Below are 19798 nucleotides of genomic sequence, written 5' to 3' on the forward strand. Positions count from 1 at the left end.
GGTCGATATCCTTAAGGGCTCTCTCGGCATTGATTTTATTTAGCTGAAAGATGTGATATATTTAGAGATAAAAAAGATATCGGGAGGTTGCCATGAGAGCCAATGAAGCCAGCATTCTGCAACTCATAAAGAATGCCTCGCAGTTTTCCATTCCCATATACCAGAGAACCTACTCCTGGACGACGAAGGAATGTTTGCAGCTCTGGGACGACGTCGTCAACGCCGGGGCAAAAGACGACGTTCCGTCCCATTTCATGGGCTCGATAGTGTATATCGCCCCCACTCGTGGAGGAACGGTGACGGCTCCGTCATCGTTGCTGGTGATAGACGGCCAGCAGCGGCTGACGACCTTGACCCTCTTGATCGCCGCTTTAGTGGGATTCCTTAAGTCCCTTCCGGACGATCAGGCCGAGCTCGTGGAGGGTTTTTCCCCCAATAAACTGCTCTATTATTACCTTCTGAACAGGGAGGAGGAGGGCGAAAAACGGTACAAGCTGATCCTTACCCAGACGGACAAGGAATCTCTGATGTCCATCGTTTCCGAGGACGCTTTGCCTGAAGATCATTCGGTACGTGTCGCGGATAATTTCAAGTTTTTCAGTGACCGTATTTTTGGGAATCCCGATGTTATAGTGCCTCTCTGTAAGGGATTGTCCAAGCTCATGGTCGTAGATGTAGAACTGGATAGAAACTACGATAACCCTCAGCTTATATTCGAGAGCATGAATTCCACCGGAAAAGAGCTGAGTCAGGCCGATCTGATAAGAAATTTCGTCCTTATGGGATTGGAGAATGGAGCTCAGACGGATCTTTACAGGAAATATTGGCGTCCTATGGAGCTTTCCTTCGGACAGGAAGCTTATTCTCAGTCTTTCGATGATTTCATGCGTCATTATCTAACATTGATCGCTGGAGAGATCCCCAATAAAAACGCGGTATACGAGGCATTTAAAAAATACTCCATAAACACGAAGACGGTAGCAGCTGGTATAGACTCTTTGCTATCGGATATAAGACGTTATTCTCGTTATTTCTGCGCAATGGCGTTGGGGTTGGAGCCTGATCCGAGCTTGAAAGAGGCCTTTTACGATCTTAGAAGCTTGAAGGTGGACGTTGCATATCCCTTTTTGTTGGGGCTTTATGATCGCTACGATAATGATTTACTTGAAAAAGAGGAGTTCCTCTCTATAGTTCGCATGGTAGAGTCCTACGTCTTCCGAAGGGTGATTTGTTCTATCCCGACGAACTCCCTTAACAAGACCTTTGCCGATTTTGCTCTACATGTGAGAGATTCCAACGGAGAGAATCTGATGGATTCCTTGGCTGTCCGATTTTGCACGTTTTCTTCCTATAAAAGATTTCCCGATGACGAAGAGTTCGGTAAAAATCTGCTTTCCGTCGATCTGTACAGCAAGGTTCGTACCCGTAGCTACTGTCTTAGAAAGTTGGAAAATCACAGGCGGAAGGAGAAAATCGGACCGAACGAGTACTCTATAGAACACATAATGCCTCAGAACAAGGACCTGTCCGGTCCATGGAAGGACGATCTGGGGCCCGATTGGGAAAGGATTCATGGAACCTGGCTGCATACCATCGGGAACCTCACCTTGACGGGCTATAACTCGGAGTACAGCGACAGGCCTTTTTGCGAGAAGAGGGATATGGAGGGCGGTTTCCGTTCCAGCCCGCTAAAGCTAAACGATGGACTAGGCCAGGTGGAGCGGTGGAACGAGGACGCCATAAAAAGTCGGGGCGAGGCCTTAAGTTATCTGGCCTTGAAGGTCTGGCCATCTCTGGAGGTTCCTCCTGAATTTGCCGAGATCAACGAAAAAACATCGTCTATAAATGGAAACGGTTACGGGATAGAGAATCATCCCTATCTTTATGTCGAAAGCGGGGATTATGTCCCGGGTATAAGGGAGCTTTTCGATTCTTTAAGGACCGAGATACTGGCCATAGACCCCTGTGTTACGGAGCATTTTTTAAAGCTTTACGTCGCCTACAAGGCCGATACGAATTTCGTGGATATAGTTCCCCAGAAGAGAGGACTTCGTTTGTCCTTAAACATGAAGTTCAGGGATTTGGTCGACGTTAAGGGGGTTTGTAGAGACATCACCGATGTCGGACGATGGGGCAACGGTGACGTGGAGTTGACCCTTTCGTCTAAGGAAGAGATCCCTTACGTAACGGGATTGATAAGGCAGTCTTTCGAGATTCAGATGGCGAGTGAGGCATAGGTGTTTGTCGTTTTGCTTTGAAAGGAGGCTCCTCGTTTGTTTTGAGGGGCCTCCTTTTATGGGGGGAAGGTGGCCTCAGGGTTTCAGCAGGTCGGGCACGGATAACAGGATAAACTCGTTGTCGTCTGCGATGTTTGGCTCTCGACTCGAGGAAAAGGGGTAGTTGTTGTCGTTTCCCACTATGATGTGCTCTTTATCGACTACATCTACGTTCTCTATGGTGAAGAACGGGAAGGTCAGCTTGCCGTTCGTGAGAGGCTTTCGGGCTAGCTTTTTGGGGTCCTCTATGGACATAAGGTCCACGTAGGACTGCTTTTCCACCGGGCCTCCTGCGTTGGAATCGCTCAGCGCCACACGGTATATCCTTTTGAACACCGCGGGGTTGGAGAAACAGTGAGTCGTATCGGAGGCTCCCACGGCACAGGTTTTGTCCGACGTTCCCTCTCCGTTGTCCCTCTCTATGATGAGGCCGTGGGTTTCGTCTATCATGTTGAAGTCTCCTATGGCATGGGCGTCGTCTTCCAGTACGAACTTCCAGCTTCTTCCGGTCCAGTCTTCCTTCTCGACGTCGAACTCGAGTATCCTGAGATATCCAGCGCCGTCGATCCTCTCGTAATCGCTTTTTTCTTCGTTCCAGAGGGCTCCCTCCAGAAGAGGATAGAGCTTTTTGCCGTCCGGGGAAGATGCCATGCCCTCGAAGCCCTTAGAGCGTGAGACCTGAAAACCGGTGGCTCCGTGGGGCTTCCCAGGGGAGGGCTGAGTCGGGTTGTCCGGGGATTTGACCACCTTGCCGTTCACCTTGGTCTCGAAAATCTCCAACACCTTGCCGTCCGCATCTGCCTTTATGAGGTAGGGGCCGAATTCGTCGCCTATCCAGAGATAACCTCCTGCGAACTGAAAGCTCTCTGTGTCGAAGTCGCTTCCTGTGAGGTATCGTCTCTCGGTACTCTCGTTGACGATGTGGAACGGGACGTTATGGTCCGGATCGTGGAGAAATATCGTCTTGGCCGGTTTGACCTTCCCCGTGGCGAAGTCTATCTCGTACTTGGTCAGGAAGAGCATGGAGTCGGGGGAGTTTGCCTTGCTTCCGAAGCCGTTGTCCGTCAGAACCCAGTAGCTTCCGTCGGCCATCCTCTTGATTCCGGAGTGTCCTTGTCTGGACTGTCCTTTGATGGGGAGGGTCTTCCCCGTCTCTCGATTGGCGGATTTACCCATGACAGCTCCAAGCTCGGTGACCCTCTTGCCGGTAGTGTATTTTCCGGCGACACGAAGGTCAGATGGAGCGTCTTCGGGAACCTCTACCGTCGAGGATGCCGGTAAAACCGCGTGGCCTGCCAGTACGGCGGGAACCTGTTTGACGTCGTCTCCCCATGCCTGTCCTCCTATGGCGAGACACAGTGCGAAAGGAGCTAGTGCGATAAGTCTTTTGCCTTTCATGTCGTGGAACCTCCTCTTGTCTTTCGGTATAGATCGAGACATCTTGGTTGCTTTCAGGGCCAATATAGCTTTTTCGTGTTTCACCGCGATAACGGAGGGGTTGCGGATAGGTCAAGGTTTCGTTGCCGTTATTCGAGGTCCCGTCGCGATACATATCCCTTACCTTTTCGAAACGGTTCCGTTGCGAAACGGTGGTAGCCTTTCAACTACCATATTCGCATACAGGAAGGTGAGTGTCGTGCAGATGAAGCTTAAATCCTTGGGGATCGCCGCGTCCCTGTCGGTCTTTACCCTTTTGAGCCCTCCGTCGTCGGAGGCTGAGGTAAGATCCTTTGCGCTTGAGAATCATTATGCCGTGCCGGGAGGACAGGTCGCGGAGATAGTGACAGCCACCCCGGACGGGATGAGCCTCTTCTACACCAACGCATCCGGCGAGAAGGTGGGCATACTGGATATATCCGACCCCGCCCGCCCGAGGGGTGAGGGGTCTATCGAGGTTTCGGGAGAGCCGACCTCGGCAGCTGTCAGCGTCGACGGGCGTTACCTGGCCGTGGCGGTTCGAAACGGCGATAACCTGAATACAGCGGCGCCGGGCACTCTGGGTATATACGATATATCCCTTCCCGATAAGCCCCGCCATCTGGGCGATGTTACAATCGGTGTCGGCCCGGATTCGGTGGCCTGTTCCGAGATAGAGGGAAAGATGGTCGTGGTCGTTGCCATAGAGGACGAGGAGAGCGACGAGGAGGGAGAGGCCACCCTCGGAGGGAAGCGTCCCGGAAGGGTCGACGTGGTGACCGTGAACCCCTCTGACGTTCCATCCTCCAATATTGCCTCGGTGGAACTTGGCCGGGAACTGCTCGGATCGGTGGAGGGGATTAACTACCCGGCGGATCCTCAGCCGGAGTTCGTGGCGATCTCGTCGTCGGGCACTGAGGCTGCCGTGTCGATCCAGGAGAGCAACGGTGTCGCCGTGATAGACATATCCGATCCGGCGAAGCCATCGATAAAAAAGGTGTTCTGTGCCGGAACGGTGGAGAGAAAGGTGGACTTGAAGAAGGACGGTTGGATAAGCTTTTCCGATAACTTCAAGGGACGCAGGGAGCCGGATGGCTTGACCTATTTATCCGTAGGGGGAAAGAGTTACATAGCTTTGGCCAACGAGGGAGATACCGGCCTTGAGACCTTCGGCGACGGGATCTACCCCGGCGGTCGGGGAATAAGCCTCCACGACACGGACGGCAAAGTCCTGTGGGATTCTGGCGTCGAGCTCGACATAGCCGCATCGCTGGTCGGTCACTACCCCGATGGACGTTCAAGCAAGAAGGGAGCGGAGATCGAGGGGGTCGCTTCGACGAGGATGTTCGGCGACGATCTGTTGATAGCTGCGTCGGAGAGGGGGTCCTTTCTGGCCGTCTACAGGGTCAGGGACGTATTTGCCCCGGAGCTGATAAAGATACTTCCTACAGGAAGCAGCCCCGAAGGGGTTATAGCTATCACGGGAAGACAGGACGGAAAACAGCTGATAGTCAGCGCCAACGAGGGAGATGGGACAGTCAACCTGTATTCGGTCAGCGATAAGGACGTCCCAGGCGATCCCTCCGACCTGACTCTGTCTTCCAGATCCGAGCCTTGGAGCGCCCTGTCCGGCTTCTCTTCCGACGGGAAACATATATATGCGGTTCCAGACAACGCCTGGAGCCCCTCTAGAATATGGAGAATAAGCATGTCGAGGACGGTGGACGGCGTGGCAGATATAGATGGGATGATCCCCATAACCAAAGAGGGGACCCCCGCTGCCTACGATCTGGAGGGCATCTGCTGGACGAAGGACGGTTTTTGGCTTGCCGGCGAGGGTAAGAATGCCTCGGAGAACCTGTTGATCTTCGTCGATCACGACGGGAAGGTCAGAGAGGAGCATCCCCTTCCTCAGGAGCTGATAGACGAATACGGAGATCCCGGCAAGTTCGGCTTCGAGGGAGTGGCTGCTTCCTCCGATGGATCTTTTCTGTACGTGGCGATGCAAAGGGGGTTCGATCACGACGATAAACGGGCGGCGATACTCCGTTTTTCGCCATCCGACGGAAGGTGGGAGGTTGCCTGGTATCCTCTGGACGATAACCCGGTGGATTCGAAGAAATACTGGATGGGGCTGTCCGATCTGTGTCTCGTAAAGAACGATAAACTGCTCGTTCTGGAGAGGGACAAAGGCAAGGGAGACCACGCTAAGGTCAAACGGGTGTGCTCCGTGGATCTGAGGGGATTTTCCAACGGATCGGTTTTGGATAAAAGACTGGTAAAGGATATCGTGGAATCTCACGGGTTGTTGTTGGAAAAGGCCGAAAGCCTATGTCTGTTCGATGGCGATATCTGGATGGCGATCGACAACGACGGAGCCGGATGGACCAGGATGTTGAATCTGGGCGGGTACGAATAGACTTTCGATCCTAAATATGGCGGTCTCCTTTCATCGGAGGCCGCCATATTTATTCGATCGATCCCGCTATAGATTTACGTCAAGTATCTCCAGTGCAGGTTTCAGCAGGTCGACCACGGTGAATTTAGGGGCGAAGACGACCTCCCGCTTTACCAGATTGGTGTCCTTTAAAAGATAGCAGAGTACCTCCGATGCCAGAATTGTTCCGGACAGCGCGCCTCCTACTCCCGTGGTGGGTACTTTTCCGGATTTCAAGGCTTCCTTTATCCTGGTCATGACGGTCTCGTCGAAGTGGTCGGCTATGAAGGACGGAAGAAGCCCTCCGTCGTCCCTGGATTTTTCCGCGACCTTGGCCCAGAATTCGCCTGGCATCATCCCTTCGGGCTCATGGGCCACCATTATGGCGCCGAACCCTATCGCTCCGGCGGTGAACAGTGGAACGTGAAATTTCTCGATCAGGCCGGAGGACATCGCTTTAACGTCCTGTCCTTTTTCGGCGTCGATGACCCCCACGTATACGTTCGATCCGTCTAGAAACGCCTCGATGTTGTCCACCGTGGTTCCCTCGGGGTACAGGTCGAGCTCTACATTCGGATTTATCTCTCTCGCCAGTTCGGCGTAGACCTCTATCTTGGGACGGTCCATGGTGGAGGCGAAGGCGGCGATCTGCCGGTTCATGTCAGGTGGGTCGAAAACGCCGTTCTCCGCCAGCCTGAAGCGCTTTACCCCGCAGCGCACCAGGTTTAGGAAGGTCCCTCCTCCGACGCCGCCGAGTCCCGCAATGGATATCAGCGGTCGTGACAGCTCCTCGAGCCCGTCGCCCTGTAGTATCGGCAGTGTCCTATCCAGAAAGGTTCCCATCGTTTTTCTCTCGTCTTTTCTTTGAGGTTTCGTTGACCACGTTCAGTATCTCTCTGTCGTCCCTCTGTCGAGATAGATTCTCCTTTATTCCCGCGATAGCCCCTTTGTAGAATTCGTCGGTGACCCCTCCTGTGTGTGGGGAGAGGGACAGTCTGGGGTCCTTGAACAGCGGGTCGTTCGGGTCGGCCGGTTCTTCCCATATGACGTCCAGACCTGCCCCGGCGATTTGGTTCTCGTTCAGCGCCTTGAGGAAATCCTCTCTATCCACCAGGCTGGGCCGGGCCACGTTTATCAGCCAGCTGTCGGGGTCCATCGCCTGAAGGATCTTTCCGTCTATTATGCCGTCGGTTTCGGGATTGCTCGGTAGGGCCAGCACGACGAATCGACATCCTCTGATCGCTTCGTCCAGCCGGGAGAGGGGAAATACCTCCTTCAATCCCCACTGAGAGAATTGAGGACGTATGGTCCTGTTGGCTCCTACGACCTCCATTCCCAGGCCTGTCAGTCTTTCGACGATGGCGTGTCCTACGCCGCCTAGTCCCACGACGAGGACTCTCTTTTTCCAGAGGGCGGTGCTGAAGGGGGCGAAAATCCTTCTGGCCCTGAATGTCTCCTCGAATAGATGGGTCCTCTTCGCCAGTATCAGCATATGCATTATGGCCGTCTCCGCAACGCTTTCGGCGTTTCCCGACCTCCAGGACGGAACGTTGGCCACCTTTACGTCAAATTCGGAGCAGGCCTCCAGGTCCGCGCTATCGTATCCCACCCCTACGAACTGAACTAGCCTCAACTTTTCGGCGATTTTCAGATCTTCTCTTGATATACCCCTGCTGGAGGTCAAAAGGACCTCAGCATCCGGCAGGTTTTTCCTTATTTCCTCCTCGGACCGACAGAAAACGAAGTCGCATCCTTCCAGTTCGGGCTTTATCTCTTCGTCGATGAGCTCCTGTAGTTTTCCGTTGTTTTCGGTGAGAACTATCTTCATGGCTGCTCCTTCAGATGTAATATTTTATCGGTGGCCTTGAGTCCCGATCCGGACAGAAAGGCTACAGTAACGTCCTGGTCCGATAATGTCCCCTCGATGCGGAGTTTCTTCAGTGCCGGAACCACCACCGCACTGGTGGGTTCCACGTAGATTCCTCTTGAGGCCAGGGCGAAGATTCCATCAACTATGGGTTTCTCGTCCACAGCCACTATGGATCCCTCCGACCGCTTTACCGCCTCCAGGACCTCGGCGCCTCTGAGAGGGGTGGCCGAGCTGATGCCCTCCGCCACGGTCTCCACCTTGGTTATGTTTTCCGGCACGTTCAGCCCAGATTCGTAGGCCTTCGCCAGAGGGGCGCAGTTGGCCGATTGGACTCCGTGAATTTTAGGGATATGGTCTATCAGATCCATCTTACGGAGTTCAGAGAATGCCCTGTAGGCTCCGAGAACGAGGCTTCCCTGGCCCAGGGGCAGGACCAGGTGGTCCGGGGCGGTCCAGCCCAGCTGTTCCCATATCTCGTAGGCGAAGGTCTTGACGCCCTCTACGAACCATGGGCTCCAGTTGTGGCTGCCGTAGTAGGTTTCTCGTGCCGCCGTCATGGCGGCATCGGTGGTGTCCTCTCTGGTTCCGGGAACCCTGATCAGCTCGGCGCCGTAGGCCTCTATCTGAACGCATTTTCCCGCCGAGGTGTAGTCCGGTACGTAGACCGAGCAGTTCAGTCCCCCTGCGGCGCAGTATGCGGCCATGGCCGCTCCTGCGTTGCCCGACGAGTCCTCTATAAGGGAGGTTATTCCCAGCTCCCTGAGTCGGCTGACCAACACCGATATTCCCCTGTCCTTGTAGGAACCTGTGGGGCAGAGGAAGTCCATCTTGGCCAGATGCTTGATCCCGTCCAGTTCCACCGGGATCAAGGGGGTGAGTCCCTCTCCCATAGTCACGGCCTTTTCCGGCGATCTCACCGGTATGGTTCTGCCATATCTCCACATGGATAGGGGGCCTCTCTTTATCTCCTCCGGCGATATGGATAAGAGTTTTTCCGTTATGTGGTCGAGATGGGCTCCGCAGTCTGGGCATCTCCAGATCGGTTCGTCGTCTCCGTAGGAGGCCTTGCATCTTAGGCACTTGAGCATCAGCTGTCTCCGATCTCGGCTATCACGTCTATCTCCACGTCCAGACCGTTGTGGATGTCTATTCCGCTTGCTACGGTTCTGGCCGGGGGGACCGGACCGGTGAAGAACTCGGAGTATGCCTTGTTCACCTCGTCCCACAGTGTGACGTCCCTGATGAGGACCGTGGCTTTGGCGACCTTTTCCAGCGAGGATCCGTTTTCCTCCAGCAATGCCGCTATGTTTTTAAGTATCCTCCTGGTCTGTTCGGCAGGAGATGCCCCCTTGAGGGCTTTTCCCGTCGTAGGGTCCACCGGTAGCTGCCCCGCCGTGAAGATGAGATTTCCCACCCTCGTTGCCTGGGAGTAGCATCCCGCCGGTTTCGGTGCTTTTTCGCTTTCTATGCGACGGATCATGGTTTTCCCTCCTTCTGTGTTTCTTCCTGGGTCTTTGCTTTAAACGTGCCCCATAATATCGACAGAGCGCCTCCGATCAGGGCCAGATCGGCGACGTTAAGATAGAGCCCTCCGGGCCAGAACGGCACCGGTATGTAGTCCATGACCGCTCCGTAGAGCAAACGGTCTATCATGTTGCCCATGGCCCCTCCCCATAGAAGGATCAGTCCGTTTCTCGTCGAGGCCGGTTTTTTGTCCGCCATAGCCGTTACCGCCAGAAGAACGGCGAAGCCGACAGCGGAGGCCCATGTCGAGCCGTTCTCCAGCGACGAGAAGGCGACCCCCTTGTTCCAGACGGCCGGAAGGCCCATGCGGCGTACGGCGACGGAGCAGCCATAGGTCCCTATCGCAACGAAAGAAGCTAAAGATGCCGGTTTCAAGGAAGCCCTCCTGTCTTGTGGTTCCCGATATAAGTGAGGCGGCCGAAAGGCCGCCTCACTTGCTATTCCACCCTTATGCCCGATTTTCTCAGGCCCAATATGACGGCATATCCTATGATACACCCCGGGATGGCGCTTGTCAGGAACGCTCCCTGGAGAGCCCACAGTCCGACCGATTTCCCCATGGCGGGAGCTATCAGCAGTGCCGATAGGGTCGCTCCTATTGGACCGGTGCCGAGGGGTTCCGCTAGGGCGCACCAGTCTTTGCGGATGAATCGGTAGGCCAATCCCACCGCCAGGGCTCCTGGTATGCTGCCAGGGAATGCGAAGAGGGTTCCCGTTCCCATGGCAACTCGCAGTATGCTGGTCACCAGGGCCGCCCCCGCAGCCCACCAGGGGCCCAACAGAACCCCTGCTATGGCGTTTACCGCATGCTGAAAGGGAAAGCATTTGGTCGGGCCGAAGGGAACCGATACTCCCGAAAGCAGCAGTGCGGTGGCGGTGAGCAGTCCAGCGACGGTGAGCCGTCTTAGGGCGATTGAACTGGTTGAGGCCTTTTCGTGGGTCATTTTTAGGTCCTCCTCTTTTTTATCTGGTCAGCAGTGGCGAAATGTCTACCGCTTTTTCTATGAGCCCCGCCTCCAAGGCGAAATCGGCGAAGGTTTCCCACCGTGACCGGTCGTTTTCCTGGTTTTTCGCGAAGTAGGGCAGGGTTGCCTCGAAAGCGTCGGTCTCCATCCTCCTGTCGGCCTCGGGCAGGGCCTTGAAGTAGAGATCCAGCGTCTCTTTCGGGTTTGCCCTGGCGAAGTCTATGCCTTTTTGAACTGCATCGGAGAAGGCAGTGATCGCTCCTTCGCGTTTTTCAACGGTCTGTGGGGATGCCAGGAAGATCAGTTCGTCGTAGTCCGGTATGCCGTGTTTTTCCAGCTCGAAGTACTCGGCCTCGATTCCCTGGTGTTTCATCTCCACTACCTCGTAGGTCTTGAAGGGACCCATGACGGCGTTGACCTTTCCGGATACCAGTGCCGGTATTATGGTGAAGCCGATGTTGATCGCCTCGTAGCTTTCTATGCCGTTTTTCTCCGCAAAGGCGGCCATGAGGAGGTCCATCATTCCCGGGACGGTGTAGCCGATCTTCTTGCCCTCTAGATCTTCTGGATATGATATACCCTTGTCCTTCATGTAGAGCAGGGTGGTGAGAGGGTGTCCTACCAGCCGTCCTACCACCCTGGGATTCAGACCTTCCGCCGCTGCCATGACGGTCTGAGGCTGGTATCCCACAGCCAGGTCGACCGTTTGGGCCATCGCCAGCTTCAGGGAGTCGGAGGTGTCGGAGGGGCTCATTATCTTCACGTCCAACCCGGCTTCTTCGAAGTATCCCTTCTCCTGCGCCACGTATATAGGCAGGTGGTCCACGTTGGGGAACCAGTCGAGCATCAAGGTCAGTTTCTCCGCCGCTCCAGCCTGGAGGACCGCCGTCATGACCGTTATACAGGCGATCGTACATATCAGAGTCTTTTTCATGTCTTGTTTCTCCTTTTTATTTAAGTTCAGATTTTTTCGTCTCCGTCGTTCCACGGAGCGTATCTTTCGGCCAGTTTCCCCACGAGCCACCAGAGGGCCAGTCCCATCACTGAGAGCCAGAGTATCGCCGCGAATACCATGTCGGTTTTGAGCCTGGCGTTGGACTGTATCATCAGATAACCCAGCCCGCTCTGGGCTCCCACCCATTCGCCTATCACGGCTCCTATCGTGGCGACCGATACTGCTACCTTGAGTCCTGCGAAGAAGTAGGGCAGGGCCCAGGGCCAGTAGAGCTTCACCATGGTGTCTCTGAAGGGGTATCCCATGAGTCTGAACATCTGACGATATCTTCTGTCGCAGCTCTTGAATCCCTCCAGCAGGTTCACCGTGACGGGAAAGAATATGATTACCGTGGCCATTACCACCTTGCTGGTTATGCCGTAGCCGAACCATACCACCAGTACCGGGGCCAGAGCGAAGACAGGTATGGCTTGGGAGGCGACCAGAAAAGGAGAGAGGGCCCTCTCAAGGTAGGGTTTGGCGAACATGGCTGTGGAGAGAGGTACCGCCAATGCCAGTGCCAGGGTCAGCCCCAGGATTATCTCCAATGCCGTGACCGCTCCGTGTCGAGCCAGTATCGGAGTCTGAACTACCGCCGTCAGTACGACCGAGCTGGGACGGGGAAGTATGTAGCTAGGCACTTCGGAGATCACGCAACCCATCTCCCACAGTAGGACCAGGGCCGCCCCGGCCAGGAGGGAGCTCCATCGGTTCATGACGCCCTCCCCTGTAGGACGTCCATGATGGCTCCTCGAAGTTTCACAACGTAAGGATCGTCTCTGTGTCTGGGCTTATATCCTTGGAGGTTATAGTTGCCGGTGATCTTCATCGGCGCTTGAGACAGTGTGACCAGTCTGTCCGAGGTGACCAATGCCTCCTCTACGTCGTGGGTGATCATGACGATGGTCTTGCCGAACTCTTTCTGGAGGGTAACCAGCATTCCCTGTAGTCCCTGTCTGGTAAGGGCGTCCAGGGCGGACAGAGGTTCGTCTAAAAGTATCAGCTCTCTTTCGAAGAGTATGGTCCTGGCCAGGGCGCATCTTTGTCTCATTCCTCCCGAGACTTTTCCCGGAAGATAGTTTTCGAAACCTCGGAGTCCGAGTCTTATCAGCAGGGAGTCCCCCCTTTTTTTGTCTTTTTCCGTGGGGTGCCGGATCGGGAGCATGGCGTTTTCCCTCAGGGTCAGCCAGGGAAGCAGGAGGTCCGATTGGGACATCCAGGCCGCCAGAGAAGACAGGTCTTCGACCGGAGCTCCATTCCATGTGATCGCTCCCTCGTCGGGTGATACCGATCCGGTTAGGAGGTCGAAAAGGGTGCTTTTGCCGCAGCCGGATGGACCTATCAGGGAAACGAACTCTCCTGGTTCTACCTCGAGGTCCAGATCGGAAAGCACCAACAGTCCCTCGAAGCTTTTTCTCAGTTTCGAGACGGAGAGCAAAGTCATCGTCCGACAGGAGTTGAGAGCCTCTTCCAGAGGGCCTCTATGAGCAGTATGGATATCAGGAGGTTAGGGACCATATAGCTGCCGTTATAGACCAGTGAGTATAGGAGAGGGTTTTGTCCTTCCGGCGCGTAGCTGGCGAAGAAGACAACTCCGGAGGCGACGTGGCAGGCCAGTCTGGCCAAGGTTCCGGCGGTTATGCCGATCCAGTGTCGTCTGGGAGTCGCTCCGGCCAGAGCAAGGGCGCCGAAAGCGATGGGGTAGTCCAGCAGGGCCTGTATTGGATGGGCTACGTAGCCTCCCAGTATGAGCTGAAGAAGTCCGGCCACAGCTCCGGCTCCGAAACCGGCTTTGATGCCGTATCGCAGGGCGAATATCAGGAGAGGAACGTTCTCGAGGGTTATGGAACCTCCTTGAGGCATTCGGAAGAGCTTCACGTAGGATAAAGCCAGGGCCAAAGACGCCGCCAGGGCTCCTTCTACGAGTATTCGGGTGTTGCCTTTCATGGGTGAGTCCTCCTCTAGATTATGTTGCCGGAGGAGGGAAGGTCCGCCTTTTGAGAGGGGGTGTGATAGAAAGGAGCAACTTCCCTGCGCCGGCATGATCCGGATCAGGTTCCAGGGGTCGAGGCTTAACGCCTCCTCTCAGCCGGGACACCGACTCCCCCAGTTCCAACACAACTTGTACACCCGTAGGGTCCGTATGTCAACTCGAGGTCATCGTCAGGAGGTGTTTTTATGGTTGCAAGTTTATGCAACCGGTTGTATAATGCACTCGAATGCAAGAACTTCCTGGAGGTGGCCTGTATGTGGGAAAAAGACAGCTGCGGAAATTGGTATATGGACGGTTCAAAGGTCTTTTCGGCCTGTCGGTCCGTTGATTCTCTCGTGTGGGACAAGGATGAGTCGGGACGATGGGTCAGGGTGCCCTCGTCCCAGGAGGTCCCGGTAACGCTGTAGTTGGGGCTTCCACGCTAGTGAAGATAACGCCTATGTGGTAAACTTTTCCATGGGGAATAGGAGTTTCACATGGAGGGGTGTCAATGGCGATTATCGGTATAGATGCCCTTGAAGGGCGTGTTCTTAAAAGAGATCTCTTTGCCCCTAACGGCCGCTTCATTCTCGCCGAGGGTACGATCGTGAACGATAGATGTCTGGACATACTCCGGTCCTGGGGTATCGTCGAGGCCGATGTTCGCGACGACCATGTCCCTCCGGGAGAGATGCCTTCCGTTCCTGTGCCAGGGGAAGACGGTCTTGAGAGTCCCTTTCGGTATCTGTCTCCTGGGGCTTTGAGAAGCTGGTTCGTCGATCTGGCCGGTGAACGAAATGTAATTTCCAGTCCGAAAAACTCGCCTCCTATAGATATGGAAGGGGAGTCGGATATCTTGTCTCTGGAGTCCCTTATCTCTCAGGAGCCCGGTTTGGTTTCTTATTCTCCTGTCCTGGGACAGATAATAGACGTCATAGAATCTCCCCGGAGTTCCGCATCCCACGTGGCCTACGTGGTGGAGCAGGATTCCGCCCTTTCCGCAAAATTGCTTCGTCTCGTCAACAGCCCTCTCTACGGATTTCCGAGAACAATAACGTCGATAGAACAGGCGGTCGCCATAGTAGGCAGCGGTGACCTCATGTCTTTGGCTATACAGGTGGCCTCCATAACTCATTTTAGAGGTATAGACTATCCCATTTTGGACATGGCCCATTTTTGGGAGCATTCGATCTGCTGTGCCATCTTCGCCAGGTTGCTCGCCGGTCGTCGGTTCAGAGGAGACGATTCTCGCTATTTCATCGGCGGTATGTTGATGAACCTGGGGCGGATGGTGATGATGGAACGGATGCCTGGGGCTTTTTGTGGAGCCCTGTCCTACGCTTATGGTGGTAGGACGACCGTAGATGCGGAGAGGGAGGTTTTCGGTTACAGCTCTCCTCAGGTGACTGCCGTTCTCCTGTCCAGATGGTGCTTGCCTCCCGAGCTGGCCTGGTCGGTGACAGAGTCGCGGCTTTTCCACGACTGCTGCGAGTCGGAGAGCACGGTCTTTCGTCTTGCCGAGGCCATGGCCTGTGCTTTCGGTTCCGGTTTTGCCGGTGATTATTTCGTACCCGTCCTCGACGATGGTGTGGTGGAGTCTCTTGGACTGTCCTACAACGAGCTCGTTTTTGTGCTGAAGCAGTTCGACAGGCAGAGATCCGAGATAGTGGACGTTTTTCTAGGGGGAATCGGAGGATGAGGTATAGAGGCGTTTCCGACGATCTTGAGTATCAACTGGCCTCGTTGAAGGAACGTCATCGTTTCGTCGATAAGGTGCTCGACATAGTTTTGAGGCTCAACGATTTTTCCTTCGTGTCGGGATCTACCGTTTCCAGAGAGGTAGTCCTGGGCGAGACTTTGCGTAGAGTGAAGAGGCTTTTCGAGTGTTCTTCCGCTGGGTTCTATCTGGTGGACGACGAGGCGGCTTTTTCTTTGGCTCGGTTCGAGGGAGACGGAGGAAGGCTGGAGGCGGAGAGGAAGATACTGTTAAAGGATGGCAGTTTCGCCTGGGCCCTTAACCGCAATAAACCGGTTTTACTGAAGGCATCCGACGGAGATAGTACCGTTTTGCTTCACGCTATGTCGACTTCCACCAGGACCATGGGGATGTTTTTGGGAATCATGAACTCCGACAGAGGGGCTCTTCTGGATTCCCATCTTTATTTCGTTACGGTCGTGTTGAATTCCGCCGCCAGCGTTCTTCAATATCTGGAGCTTTTCTCCATGGTCAGAGGTCTAAATGAAGATCTGGAATTAAAGGTCGAGGAACTGACCAAGTCGGAGAGGGAGCTTACCCTCTACAAGGAAGATCTGGAACGTTTGGTTCAGCTTCGAACCTCCGAACTGGCTGATGCCAACGCTCGTTTAGGGGATACGGTGATCGGTGTCGTCGACGCCATGGGAAAGATAGTGGAGTCCAGAGATCCCTATACGGCGGGACATCAGAGGCGGGTTGCCTCCATCGCCTCCACTTTGGCCGGGATGGTCGGAATGTCGGAGGACGAGGCCGAGGGTGTCCGGATAGCCGGGTTGGTCCACGATATAGGCAAGATCGCCATTCCTGCGGAGATCCTTACGAAACCGGCCAAGTTGAACAAACTTGAGTTCAAGATGGTTCAAACCCATCCCGAGGCAGGTTTCGATATGCTTCGATCAATAGTCTTCCCTTGGCCGGTTGCCGACATGGTGAGGCAGCATCACGAGAGGTTGGACGGTTCGGGATATCCCAAGGGGTTGTCCGGAGACGAGATATTGATGGGGGCCCGGTGTCTTGCCGTCGCAGACGTTGTGGAGGCGATATCCTCTCATCGTCCTTACAGGCCCGGCCTAGGCATAGAGGAGGCCGTTCTGGAATTGAAGCTCAACAGAGGGTCCGGCTACGACCCAAAGGTCGTGGATGCCTGTCTGGAGCTCATGGAGGATCCCTCATTTATGGAGCGATATCTTTCTTAGAGAATCTTTAGTTCAATAAACGCCGAGGCGTCCCATTAATGGGACGCCTCGGCGTTTATTGAAGAAGAGTGGCTATGTCTCTATAATATGTTTTATTGGGGTTTTGCGGCTTGTCAAAATATTGGGGTTTGTGAGCTTGAGGAGGGGGATAATGTATCTTTTCGCGGAACAATTATTGAACGGCCTGGCTACGGGGGCGACTTACGCCTTGATTTCACTGGGCCTGGCTTTGGTCTACGGCGTTTTAGGGGTCCTTCACGTGGCCCACGCCGGGGTCTATATGGCTGGAGCCTACATCGGAATAGGGGTATATTCCGTCACGGGCAACATATGGCTGGCGATGGTCGTCAGCATGATAGTATGCGGTTTCATCGGAGTCGCTATAGAGCGGCTGGTTTATTTTCCTCTTTTAAAATACCCGCCTTATGTTCCTCTCATCAGCAGTATCGCTATATTTACCGGCATGGAGGAGCTCGTCCGTCTGGTAGCCGGTCCTTCGGTGCAGACATTTTCTTTGGAGCTTCCCTTCCCGAGTTTCGATCTGGGAGGAATTCACGTTTCGTCCAACCTTATGGGGATATATGTCATAACCGCAGTAGTCTTCTTTATTCTGTGGTTCATTACCACCAAGACCGAGACCGGTCTGGCCATGAGGGCCGCCTCTCAGGATATGCCTATAGCCGGCGCGATGGGCATAGATAGCCGTTTCATGGTCGATTTCAGTTTCTTCGTCAGTTCGGCCGTGGCCGCCCTGGCGGGGATCTTGGTGGGGATATATTACAATACCGTCTCTCCTGATATGGGAGCCATACCGGCATACAAGGCTTTGGCCCTCATCGTAGTCGGTGGTCTCGGGTCCGTTCCAGGGGCGGTGGTGGCCTCCCTCTCCCTGGGAGTGGCGGAGACCCTTCTAATAGGCTACGCCGGTATTCCCCTTCCAAGAGATGCCCTTGCCTTCATAGCCATGATAGTCGTCCTTATGTGGCGTCCTCAGGGTTTGTTGGGAAAACGGGGTTAGGGGGGTGTCGTCATGAGCTATATAATTACCGTCGCCACTTTCATCTCCATTCAGGCCATAGTGGCCTATGGATTGAACATAATAGTAGGATACGCCGGACAGATATCTCTGGGACACGCCGCCTTTTTCGGAATAGGTGCCTACAGCGCCGGATTGTTGGCCACGAAGGCCGGTCTGTCTTTTTGGGCCGCTTTGCCTCTTGTGGTGGCCATATGTGCGGTCATAGGGATAATCTGCGGTCTTCCCAGTCTTCGTCTAAAGGCGGATTTTTTAGCCATAACCACCATAGGCATAAACTTTATCGTCGAGTCGTTGTTTCTCTATGTGCCCTTTTTCGGGGGAGCTCTCGGTTTGGGAGGGATTCCCAGAGTGGTCTTTCTGGGCAATAAGCTCAAGGGAGGCGAGTTCCTTACCCTTTGTCTGCTTTTCCTGGCTTCGGTTATGTTCCTGTCCTGGTGGTTTTCCAGAAGCTGGATGGGGCTGGCCTGCATTTCACTGAGGGAGGAGGAGACCGCCGCTTCCAGCATGGGGGTCTCTCCCGTGAAGTTCAAACTGGTGGCCTTCGTTTTGGGGTCGGTGATAGCCGGCATAGGAGGGGCTCTCTACGCTCATCAGATGAGATTTATCGCTCCCTCCGATTTCGGTTTCCCCGTTTCCGTCATGCTTTTGTCTCTCATCGTCTTAGGAGGTATGGGTACTTTCTGGGGACCTCTGGTAGGGGCGATCATACTGGGGTCCCTGCCTGAACTGGCCCGTCCTCTGATGGAGTACAGGATGTTGATTTACAGTCTGTTGCTTTTGGGGATGATCCGCTTTCAGCCTCAGGGATTGCTCGGTGAGGAGAGCGTGGTCTCCAGGATAATCGGCAGACATGTCGGAGGTGACAGATCATGAGCGATGTCCTTCTATCCGTGTCCGAACTTTCCAAGCATTTCGGAGGGTTGAAGGCGGTGGATCAGGTTTCCTTCGAGCTTGAAAAAGGGGAGATCCTAGGGCTGCTGGGGCCCAACGGGGCGGGAAAGACCACCTGTTTCAACATGATTTCCGGGGTGTACCCTCCCACCGGAGGAAGTATTACCTTCGACGGAGAGCGTACCGACGGAAAGGCCCCTCACGATATGGCAGGTCTGGGAATAGGCCGGACCTTTCAGATAGTTAAGCCCTTTTCCGGCCTTACAGTGCTGGAAAACGTAGTAGTGGCCTTGGGTATGAGACGTTATCGTAGCCTATCCAAGACCTTGGGTCTATGGGGTAGCAGGTCGGTGAGAGATAGAGCGATGGAGATTCTGGAGAGGGTCAACCTGGGAGGTCATGCCGATAGAAAGGCCTCCGTTCTGCCTCTCGGAGACCATCGTAGACTGGAGATAGCCAGAGCTCTGGCCCTGGAGCCCCGGTTGCTTCTCTTGGACGAGTCTTTTTCCGGACTTCGACACGAACAGATCGGACGGATGGAGGATCTGGTTATGGATCTCGCCTCCGACGGCATCTCTATACTCTTGATAGAGCACAACATGAAGGTGGCCATGAAGCTGAGCCGACGGATTGTCATCCTCGATCATGGCAGAAAGCTGGCCGAGGGAGAGCCTCAGGAAGTGGTCAAAGATCCCAATGTCATAGAGGCCTATCTGGGAAAGGGGGGATCCGGCGATGTTGCTTCGAATTGAGGATCTTCACATATCCTACGGTCAGGTCCGGGCGGTTCACGGAGTCTCCTTCCACGTGGAGGAGGGGGAGCTGGTCTCCATAATAGGGGCCAACGGCGCCGGTAAGACGTCCATCCTTAACGCAGTGATGGGTATTGTACCCAGTTCGTCCGGAGCGGTGTCCTTGGAAGATCGGGATCTTTCGTCCATGCCCTCTCACATGAGGGCCAGAGAGGGCATAAGGATCGTTCCTGAGAGGGCGAGGGTTTTTCCTTGGCTTTCGGTCTACGAGAATCTTCAGACCGGCATATACGGCATGAGGGATAAGATAAACCTGGAGGAGAAGCTGAGTTGGATATACAGCTTCTTCCCCGTCCTGGAGGAACGAAGGGATCAGGCAGCTGTTACCCTGTCCGGAGGGGAGCAGCAACAGCTTTCCATCGCCAGGGCGCTGGTCTCGGAGCCCCGTATATTGCTCGTGGACGAGGTGTCCATGGGGTTGATGCCTATCTTGGTGGACAAGGTTTTCGAGGTTTTACAACATCTCAATCGCGAATATGGCCTCACCATCCTGATAGTTGAACAGAACGCCCTGGCCTCTTTGGAGATCTCTCACAGGGGCTACGTGCTGGAGGCGGGGAACCTGGTTATGGAGGGATCCGCCGAGGATCTGATGGAAGATTCCGGGGTTCGAGAGGCCTATCTGGGTCTCTGATACCTATAAAGCGTCA

The 19798-nt window shown here is 54.6% G+C and carries 20 protein-coding genes and 1 riboswitch; of the genes, 9 read left to right on the top strand and 11 right to left on the bottom strand.

Annotated features, from left to right (window positions below):
- Positions 1 to 92: 92 nt before the first annotated feature.
- Complete coding sequence (locus L2W48_RS08055; protein ID WP_236099993.1) at positions 93 to 2237, top strand: GmrSD restriction endonuclease domain-containing protein; 2145 nt, start codon at positions 93 to 95, stop codon at positions 2235 to 2237.
- Between the two features lie 75 nt (positions 2238 to 2312).
- Here the strand turns inward: L2W48_RS08055 and L2W48_RS08060 are convergent, their stop codons facing one another.
- A complete protein-coding gene (locus L2W48_RS08060; protein ID WP_236099994.1) occupies positions 2313 to 3674 on the bottom strand; it encodes an esterase-like activity of phytase family protein in 1362 nt (453 codons plus the stop codon).
- A 244-nt stretch (positions 3675 to 3918) separates the two neighbouring features.
- On the opposite strand from L2W48_RS08060, the gene L2W48_RS08065 reads away from it, so the two are divergent.
- Positions 3919 to 6111, top strand: a complete 2193-nt coding sequence (locus tag L2W48_RS08065; protein ID WP_236099995.1) for an esterase-like activity of phytase family protein — start codon at positions 3919 to 3921, stop codon at positions 6109 to 6111.
- 66 nt (positions 6112 to 6177) lie between these two features.
- Here L2W48_RS08065 and L2W48_RS08070 read toward each other — a convergent pair whose 3' ends face one another.
- From L2W48_RS08070 to thiT, 10 genes are all read right to left on the bottom strand, one after another.
- Positions 6178 to 6972 carry a ThiF family adenylyltransferase gene (locus tag L2W48_RS08070; RefSeq protein WP_236099996.1) on the bottom strand — a complete coding sequence of 265 codons (795 nt, stop codon included), beginning with the start codon at positions 6970 to 6972 and terminating at the stop codon, positions 6178 to 6180.
- On the bottom strand, positions 6953 to 7957 hold the full coding sequence (locus L2W48_RS08075) for a 2-hydroxyacid dehydrogenase (protein WP_236099997.1): 1005 nt from the start codon (positions 7955 to 7957) through the stop codon (positions 6953 to 6955). Before L2W48_RS08075 ends, L2W48_RS08070 begins: the two co-directional genes overlap by 20 nt.
- Positions 7954 to 9087 carry a threonine synthase gene (locus tag L2W48_RS08080; protein ID WP_236099998.1) on the bottom strand — a complete coding sequence of 378 codons (1134 nt, stop codon included), beginning with the start codon at positions 9085 to 9087 and terminating at the stop codon, positions 7954 to 7956. The genes L2W48_RS08075 and L2W48_RS08080 overlap by 4 nt, the downstream gene beginning before the upstream one ends.
- Positions 9087 to 9479 (bottom strand): RidA family protein, encoded by a 393-nt coding sequence (locus tag L2W48_RS08085; protein ID WP_236099999.1) that lies wholly within the window; start codon positions 9477 to 9479, stop codon positions 9087 to 9089. Before L2W48_RS08085 ends, L2W48_RS08080 begins: the two co-directional genes overlap by 1 nt.
- On the bottom strand, positions 9476 to 9898 hold the full coding sequence (locus tag L2W48_RS08090; protein WP_236100000.1) for a signal peptidase II: 423 nt from the start codon (positions 9896 to 9898) through the stop codon (positions 9476 to 9478). Before L2W48_RS08090 ends, L2W48_RS08085 begins: the two co-directional genes overlap by 4 nt.
- A 62-nt stretch (positions 9899 to 9960) precedes the next feature.
- The gene (thiW, locus tag L2W48_RS08095; RefSeq protein ID WP_236100001.1) at positions 9961 to 10467 is read right to left on the bottom strand and encodes an energy coupling factor transporter S component ThiW; all 507 of its coding nucleotides are present in this window, start codon (positions 10465 to 10467) and stop codon (positions 9961 to 9963) included.
- A 19-nt stretch (positions 10468 to 10486) separates the two neighbouring features.
- Complete coding sequence (locus L2W48_RS08100; protein ID WP_236100002.1) at positions 10487 to 11422, bottom strand: ABC transporter substrate-binding protein; 936 nt, start codon at positions 11420 to 11422, stop codon at positions 10487 to 10489.
- A gap of 26 nt (positions 11423 to 11448) precedes the next feature.
- Positions 11449 to 12198, bottom strand: coding sequence for an ABC transporter permease (locus L2W48_RS08105; RefSeq protein WP_236100003.1), 750 nt, complete (start codon positions 12196 to 12198; stop codon positions 11449 to 11451).
- A complete protein-coding gene (locus L2W48_RS08110; RefSeq protein ID WP_236100004.1) occupies positions 12195 to 12926 on the bottom strand; it encodes an ABC transporter ATP-binding protein in 732 nt (243 codons plus the stop codon). The genes L2W48_RS08105 and L2W48_RS08110 overlap by 4 nt, the downstream gene beginning before the upstream one ends.
- Positions 12923 to 13429: an energy-coupled thiamine transporter ThiT gene (gene thiT / locus L2W48_RS08115; RefSeq protein ID WP_236100005.1), complete on the bottom strand. Its 507-nt coding sequence runs from the start codon at positions 13427 to 13429 to the stop codon at positions 12923 to 12925. Before thiT ends, L2W48_RS08110 begins: the two co-directional genes overlap by 4 nt.
- A gap of 64 nt (positions 13430 to 13493) precedes the next feature.
- Positions 13494 to 13600, bottom strand: a riboswitch (TPP riboswitch).
- Positions 13601 to 13660: 60 nt separating this feature from the next.
- Here thiT and L2W48_RS08120 point away from each other — a divergent pair.
- The 7 genes from L2W48_RS08120 (at position 13661) to L2W48_RS08150 (ending at position 19782) form a co-directional block, all read left to right on the top strand.
- The gene (locus L2W48_RS08120) at positions 13661 to 13882 is read left to right on the top strand and encodes a hypothetical protein (protein WP_236100006.1); all 222 of its coding nucleotides are present in this window, start codon (positions 13661 to 13663) and stop codon (positions 13880 to 13882) included.
- A gap of 83 nt (positions 13883 to 13965) precedes the next feature.
- On the top strand, positions 13966 to 15153 hold the full coding sequence (locus L2W48_RS08125) for an HDOD domain-containing protein (RefSeq protein WP_236100007.1): 1188 nt from the start codon (positions 13966 to 13968) through the stop codon (positions 15151 to 15153).
- Positions 15150 to 16406, top strand: a complete 1257-nt coding sequence (locus L2W48_RS08130) for an HD-GYP domain-containing protein (RefSeq protein ID WP_236100008.1) — start codon at positions 15150 to 15152, stop codon at positions 16404 to 16406. The genes L2W48_RS08125 and L2W48_RS08130 overlap by 4 nt, the downstream gene beginning before the upstream one ends.
- A 151-nt stretch (positions 16407 to 16557) precedes the next feature.
- Positions 16558 to 17424, top strand: a complete 867-nt coding sequence (locus L2W48_RS08135) for a branched-chain amino acid ABC transporter permease (protein ID WP_236100009.1) — start codon at positions 16558 to 16560, stop codon at positions 17422 to 17424.
- 12 nt (positions 17425 to 17436) lie between these two features.
- Positions 17437 to 18318, top strand: coding sequence for a branched-chain amino acid ABC transporter permease (locus L2W48_RS08140; RefSeq protein WP_236100010.1), 882 nt, complete (start codon positions 17437 to 17439; stop codon positions 18316 to 18318).
- On the top strand, positions 18315 to 19088 hold the full coding sequence (locus tag L2W48_RS08145; protein ID WP_236100011.1) for an ABC transporter ATP-binding protein: 774 nt from the start codon (positions 18315 to 18317) through the stop codon (positions 19086 to 19088). The genes L2W48_RS08140 and L2W48_RS08145 overlap by 4 nt, the downstream gene beginning before the upstream one ends.
- Entirely contained in the window at positions 19072 to 19782 is a 711-nt protein-coding gene (locus L2W48_RS08150; RefSeq protein ID WP_236100012.1) for an ABC transporter ATP-binding protein, read from the top strand. The genes L2W48_RS08145 and L2W48_RS08150 overlap by 17 nt, the downstream gene beginning before the upstream one ends.
- Positions 19783 to 19798: the final 16 nt, after the last annotated feature.

The organism is Dethiosulfovibrio russensis, assembly GCF_021568855.1.
Taxonomy (GTDB): domain Bacteria; phylum Synergistota; class Synergistia; order Synergistales; family Dethiosulfovibrionaceae; genus Dethiosulfovibrio; species Dethiosulfovibrio russensis.

Coding starts and splice junctions, on each gene's coding strand:
- L2W48_RS08055 (WP_236099993.1), top strand. CDS start 93: ATGAGAGCCAATGAAGCCAGCATTCTGCAACTCATAAAGAATGCCTCG.
- L2W48_RS08080 (WP_236099998.1), bottom strand. CDS start 9,087: ATGCTCAAGTGCCTAAGATGCAAGGCCTCCTACGGAGACGACGAACCG.
- L2W48_RS08110 (WP_236100004.1), bottom strand. CDS start 12,926: ATGACTTTGCTCTCCGTCTCGAAACTGAGAAAAAGCTTCGAGGGACTG.
- L2W48_RS08085 (WP_236099999.1), bottom strand. CDS start 9,479: ATGATCCGTCGCATAGAAAGCGAAAAAGCACCGAAACCGGCGGGATGC.
- L2W48_RS08150 (WP_236100012.1), top strand. CDS start 19,072: ATGTTGCTTCGAATTGAGGATCTTCACATATCCTACGGTCAGGTCCGG.
- L2W48_RS08130 (WP_236100008.1), top strand. CDS start 15,150: ATGAGGTATAGAGGCGTTTCCGACGATCTTGAGTATCAACTGGCCTCG.
- L2W48_RS08065 (WP_236099995.1), top strand. CDS start 3,919: ATGAAGCTTAAATCCTTGGGGATCGCCGCGTCCCTGTCGGTCTTTACC.
- thiT (WP_236100005.1), bottom strand. CDS start 13,429: ATGAAAGGCAACACCCGAATACTCGTAGAAGGAGCCCTGGCGGCGTCT.
- L2W48_RS08060 (WP_236099994.1), bottom strand. CDS start 3,674: ATGAAAGGCAAAAGACTTATCGCACTAGCTCCTTTCGCACTGTGTCTC.
- L2W48_RS08100 (WP_236100002.1), bottom strand. CDS start 11,422: ATGAAAAAGACTCTGATATGTACGATCGCCTGTATAACGGTCATGACG.
- L2W48_RS08145 (WP_236100011.1), top strand. CDS start 18,315: ATGAGCGATGTCCTTCTATCCGTGTCCGAACTTTCCAAGCATTTCGGA.
- L2W48_RS08070 (WP_236099996.1), bottom strand. CDS start 6,972: ATGGGAACCTTTCTGGATAGGACACTGCCGATACTACAGGGCGACGGG.
- L2W48_RS08125 (WP_236100007.1), top strand. CDS start 13,966: ATGGCGATTATCGGTATAGATGCCCTTGAAGGGCGTGTTCTTAAAAGA.
- L2W48_RS08075 (WP_236099997.1), bottom strand. CDS start 7,957: ATGAAGATAGTTCTCACCGAAAACAACGGAAAACTACAGGAGCTCATC.
- L2W48_RS08135 (WP_236100009.1), top strand. CDS start 16,558: ATGTATCTTTTCGCGGAACAATTATTGAACGGCCTGGCTACGGGGGCG.
- L2W48_RS08105 (WP_236100003.1), bottom strand. CDS start 12,198: ATGAACCGATGGAGCTCCCTCCTGGCCGGGGCGGCCCTGGTCCTACTG.
- L2W48_RS08120 (WP_236100006.1), top strand. CDS start 13,661: ATGGTTGCAAGTTTATGCAACCGGTTGTATAATGCACTCGAATGCAAG.
- thiW (WP_236100001.1), bottom strand. CDS start 10,467: ATGACCCACGAAAAGGCCTCAACCAGTTCAATCGCCCTAAGACGGCTC.
- L2W48_RS08140 (WP_236100010.1), top strand. CDS start 17,437: ATGAGCTATATAATTACCGTCGCCACTTTCATCTCCATTCAGGCCATA.